General features: G+C 64.6%; 4 protein-coding genes and 1 pseudogene. 3 read left to right on the top strand and 2 right to left on the bottom strand.

Annotated elements, in window-relative coordinates:
* Positions 1 to 210: 210 nt before the first annotated feature.
* The 3 genes from ACMUOO_RS16400 to ACMUOO_RS16390 are packed head-to-tail and all read left to right on the top strand — an operon-like array spanning position 211 to position 3,919.
* Positions 211 to 1,650 (top strand): O-antigen ligase family protein, encoded by a 1,440-nt coding sequence (locus tag ACMUOO_RS16400; protein WP_301919521.1) that lies wholly within the window; start codon positions 211 to 213, stop codon positions 1,648 to 1,650.
* 16 nt (positions 1,651 to 1,666) lie between these two features.
* Complete coding sequence (locus tag ACMUOO_RS16395; protein WP_301919520.1) at positions 1,667 to 2,758, top strand: acyltransferase family protein; 1,092 nt, start codon at positions 1,667 to 1,669, stop codon at positions 2,756 to 2,758.
* Positions 2,759 to 2,806: 48 nt separating this feature from the next.
* Entirely contained in the window at positions 2,807 to 3,919 is a 1,113-nt protein-coding gene (locus tag ACMUOO_RS16390; protein ID WP_301919519.1) for an acyltransferase family protein, read from the top strand.
* A 5-nt stretch (positions 3,920 to 3,924) separates the two neighbouring features.
* Here ACMUOO_RS16390 and ACMUOO_RS16385 read toward each other — a convergent pair whose 3' ends face one another.
* A complete protein-coding gene (locus tag ACMUOO_RS16385) occupies positions 3,925 to 4,698 on the bottom strand; it encodes an ATP-binding cassette domain-containing protein (protein ID WP_301919518.1) in 774 nt (257 codons plus the stop codon).
* Positions 4,698 to 4,820, bottom strand: a pseudogene (locus ACMUOO_RS16380) (ABC transporter permease); the annotation flags it as partial. The pseudogene ACMUOO_RS16380 and the gene ACMUOO_RS16385, both read right to left, overlap by 1 nt.

The raw sequence follows: 4,820 nt of genomic DNA, 5'->3' as shown, positions 1-4,820 counted from the left end.
GTCTCATCCTTTCGCAGGACGGAGGCCCCGGGTCACACGCGGTCCTTGTCGTGCCCTGCGACACGGGCATTCGACACGCGCCAGTGCCGCCTGCGCCGCAATTCTGCCGCCTTCGGCAGGGATTGTCGCCAGGAGGTGCCGGATCCACTTCTTTCCTTGCGAAATGCCCGTCGTTTCCGCAAAACGCGAGGCAGGAACAGGAGGGCTTGCGTGGCAGGCGTGAGAACACTCCCTTCGCAGCGGGGCGCTGTCCTGATGCGGGATGGGCAGGTGGTCGTTCGCCCCGATGGCGCGGGGCGGGCCGCGCAGCGCATGCCGTTCTTCGCGCTCATCGTCTTCGTCGCGCTCCTGATTCCGGCGTTCTTCAATATCGGAACGCTGCTGATGACGCCGTCGCGGCTCCTGTTCCTCCTGATGATCCCATTGCTGCTCTTGAAGCTGCTGGGCAGGAACTACGGGCGCATTACCTATGTCGACTGGCTCATCCTCTTTCACATGTCCTGGTTCACGCTGAGCGTCTTCGTGAACGCTTCGGCCAGCACCGCGATCACCTACACCGGCGTCAATACGGTCATCCTGCTCGGCGGCTATCTTGCGGGGCGGGCGGCGATCCGCGACCTCGACCAGTTCCTCGGCTTCGTCCGGTTCTTTGCCCTCGTCCTGACGCTCAGCCTTCCCTTCATCGTCTACGAGACGCTGACGGGGCATCTCACGATACCGAAGATCGTCGAGATGATCCCGGGTTTCACGTCGAACCGGGATGTACAGTACCCGCGCCGGATGGGGCTCGATCGGGTGCAGTTCGTGTTCGTCCACCCCATCCACTACGGCTTCTTCTGCTCCCTTTCGGTCGCGCTCTTCTTCCTCGCGATGAAGAACCAGATGGGCAACTTCCGGCTGTGGGCGCAGACCGCCGTGCTCGCGCTCACTACCTTCTTCTCGCTCTCGAGCGGCCCGTTCCTGTCGATGATCATCCAGTTCCTGCTGATCATGTGGCTTTACGTGATGCGCAAGAACGAGCGGCCGTGGATGACGCTGGTCTGGCTCAGCCTCGGGCTCTACGTCGTGCTCGAGATAGCGTCGAATGGCCCGGCGCTTTACTACATCATCACGAAGCTGGCGTTTAACCCCGGAACGGCAAACGCACGGCGCATCCTTCTCGACTATGGCATCGACCAGGTTATGGTGACGCCGGTCTTCGGCATCTTCAAGCGACCCTGGAACCTGCCGCCCTGGATGACAGGCAGTCTCGACAACTACTGGCTCGGCCTTGCCGTGGCCTTCGGATTCCCCACCTTCTTTTCGCAGTTCCTCGCGTTCATCCTCGCCATCGTCGCTGTCGCCAAGCGCGATTTTCCCAAGGGCAGCACGCTCGACCGGGTGAGAACTGCCTGGGTCATCTCCATGATCAGCGCCACGCTGACGCTCGGCACGGTCTTCGTCTGGAGCGAGATCGCCTCGTTCATGTTCTTCTTCTTTGGTGCCGGCCTGTGGATGCTGGACACCGAGGTCGAGACCGGCGAGGAGCCGCCCGAGTCCGAGTCCGAGGCGGAGCCGCGACGCGGGCCGCAGTATTCACGCTTCGGCCCCTCCCGGCAGCGACCGGTCGCGCCGGGGCTTGTGCCGCGCGCGGCGGGGCGCCGGGCATGAGCGGCGGGCCTGCGGCATGAGCGTAAAATCGGAATTCATCTCGAAACGGTCGGTGCCGCTCGACTGCATCCGGGCGACAGCCATCGTCATGGTCGTCGTCTTCCACGTGGCGACGCGCTATCCCGATGCCGCCCTCGACCCGGTCGCCGCATTGTTCCGCGCCTGGGGCACACTCGGCGTCGACATCTTCTTTCCCTTGAGCGGCTATCTCATCACCTCCTTCCTCATCCGGCACGCCGATGCCGGTTCGATCCGTACCTTCTTCCTCAGGCGGTTTTTCCGGATCGTGCCGCTCTACATGGCGGCTGTGACGATCTATTTCCTCGCAGCCAAGGTGCTCGGCCAGGAACCGGGGATCATTGACCGGATCTGGATTCCCTACACGTTCATGACCGGCTGGTTCATCTTCTTCGACGGGGTCGAGACGGTGCCCTACACCATCACCTGGTCGCTCTCGGTCGAGGAGTTCTCCTACATCGTCATCGGCCTTGCCGCGCTGGTCGCGCGCCGGTCGCTGCCCGCCTTCCTCGTTTTCCTGAGCCTCTTCTCATTGGGCCTGAGGTTCTACTTCAACACGGTGGGCCACGGAGGGATCTATCACTTCCCGCTGACCCGGCTCGATTCCATCGCCATGGGTGGCGTTCTTGCCTGGGCGATGGGCCGGGGGATGCCGGTCATCGGCCCGATCGCCGTGCTGACACTGATCGCGCTCGGGGCGAGGATGCTTGGCGGCGCCTTCGCGCCGACCTTCCTTTACACGCTCGTCACCTGCCTGACCCTGCTGGCCATCGCGGTATCGGAGGCCTGGCTCAGGGGCTACCGCGGGCTCCTCGCCACCGGATATGCGCGGGTGGGATTTTATTCCTACTTCATCTATCTCTTTCACTTCATGGTGCTCGAGGCGCAACTCATGGCCGAGCGCGCGCTTGGCGTCGGCGGGCTGCCCTTCTGGGTCAATGCCGCGCTCTGCCTCGCTCTGAGCTACGCCGCCGCGGTCGTCTCGTTCCGCTGGTTCGAGGGGCCGATGCTGCAGTTCGGGCGGCGGCTCGAGTCGCGGCCGGTCACGCGGGCGGGGGTGGCGGTCGGGACCGGGGCGGGCCGTGACTGAGGGGCGCGGGGCGAAGGGTTCGTTATGGGTGTGCCAGGTTCGGAAATGATGCGGGGCGACGTCACAAGGACGGCCGAGGCGGCCGCGCCGGAGGCAGGGAGCCTGCCGCCCACCCTCGCGCGCGGGGCGATCCCTTCGCTCGACGGCATCCGGGCGGTGTCGGTGGCGATCGTCTTCTTCGCGCATGCCGGGCTTTCCGACGCCATCGCTGGCGGTTTCGGCGTGACGATCTTCTTCTTCCTGTCAGGGTTCCTGATCACCACGCTCTTCCTGCGGGAATGGCGCGACACCGGCGGCATCCACATCGGCAAATTCTATGTCCGCCGTTTCCTGAGGCTCTCGCCGCCGCTCTTCTTCACGCTCGGACTGGGCTACCTGCTCGTCTGGCTCGGTTTCGCGGACGGCAAATTCGACCCGCTCGCGATCCTCAGCCAGCTTCTCTATTTCCACAACTACTACCTCGCGGCCTTCCCCGATGGCGGGTCCGTCGTCGTCGGACTGCAGCCGCTCTGGTCCCTGTCGGTGGAGGAGCACTTCTACCTCATCTTCCCGCTCATCTTCCTGCTCTTCACCCACGGGAAGGTGCGGCTTCCCCACATCGTCGCACTGCTCGTCGTTATCGTCGCCTGGCGCTACTTCCGCTGGCAGGTCCTGCTCGACACCCAGTGGACGATCTACATCTCAACCGACACGCGGTTCGACTCGATCCTCTACGGCTGTCTTCTGGCGCTCATGGAGCGGAACGGGACGGCGCGGCGGGTTCTGCCGGCCGACAACCGACGGCTCACGTTCCTCGTCTTCGGGGCGCTCGCGGTGCTCGCCCTCTCCATCCTCGCACGCGACATGACGTTCCGGTCAACGCTTCGCTACACGGTGCAGGGTCTCGCGCTGATGGTGGTCTTCCACTACGCGGTCACGCGGCCCGACTACTGGCTCTTCCGGCCCTTGAATCTTGGCTGGGTCAGGACGATCGGGCTTTATTCCTACTCGATCTACCTCGCCCACTACGTGATCATCCGCATTCTGGAAAAGTACGGCTGGTTCGAGGGCAACGCCGCGCTCTTCATCGCCGCGGCCGCGGTCATATCCATCGCCTATGCCGCCTTCGTCTGGCATGTGATCGAGGCGGTGCCGCGCCGGCTCAGGCACCGCTTCGCCTGATCCGTTCAGGCGGCGGCGTCCTCCGGCGCCTCCTTGGCGCCGGTCATGAAGGCCACGGCATCCGACATGGTGAAATCTCCCGGCCGGATCACGCAGAGCCTGCGGCCGAGGCGGTGGATGTGGATGCGGTCGGCCACCTCGAAGACATGCGGCATGTTGTGGCTGATCAGGATGACGGGCAGGCCCCGCGCCCGCACGTCGCGGATGAGTTCGAGTACCCTGCGGCTTTCCTTCACGCCGAGCGCGGCCGTGGGCTCGTCGAGGATCACCACCTTCGAGCCGAAGGCGGCGGCGCGCGCCACCGCCACGCCCTGCCGCTGACCGCCCGAGAGCGTCTCCACCGCCTGGTTTATGTTCTGGATCGTCATCAGGCCAAGCTCGTTCAGTTTCTCCCGCGCGAACTTCTCCATCGCCGGGCGGTCGAGCTTGCGGAAGACATGGCCCATGATCCCCGGCCGCCTGAGCTCGCGCCCCATGAACATGTTGTCGGCGATCGAGAGTGCGGGCGACATGGCAAGCGTCTGGTAGACGGTCTCGATCCCGGCGCCGCGCGCTTCGAGCGGGGTCGAGAAGGCGACCTTGCGGCCCTCCAGCCAGATGTCCCCCTCATCCGGCACCACGGCGCCGGAGATCGCCTTGATCAGGGTCGACTTGCCGGCGCCGTTGTCGCCGATCACGGCGAGAATCTCGCCGGGGTAGAGGTCGAAGTCGCACTGGTCGAGGGCGACGACCTTGCCGTAGCGCTTGACGAGATTGCGGGCTTTGAGAATCGGGTCCATCACGCGGCCACCTTTCTGATCCACTGATCCACGGCTACGGCGAAGATGATCAGCGCACCGATGAGGAAGAAGGTCCATTGCGGGTCGGTGCCGACAAGGCGCAGGCCCATCTCGAAGACGCC

Source organism: Albidovulum sp. (assembly GCF_041919395.1).
GTDB lineage: Bacteria > Pseudomonadota > Alphaproteobacteria > Rhodobacterales > Rhodobacteraceae > Albidovulum.
Note: the sequence above shows the minus strand (reverse complement) of the source record. Positions and strands in the feature narration are given on the sequence as shown.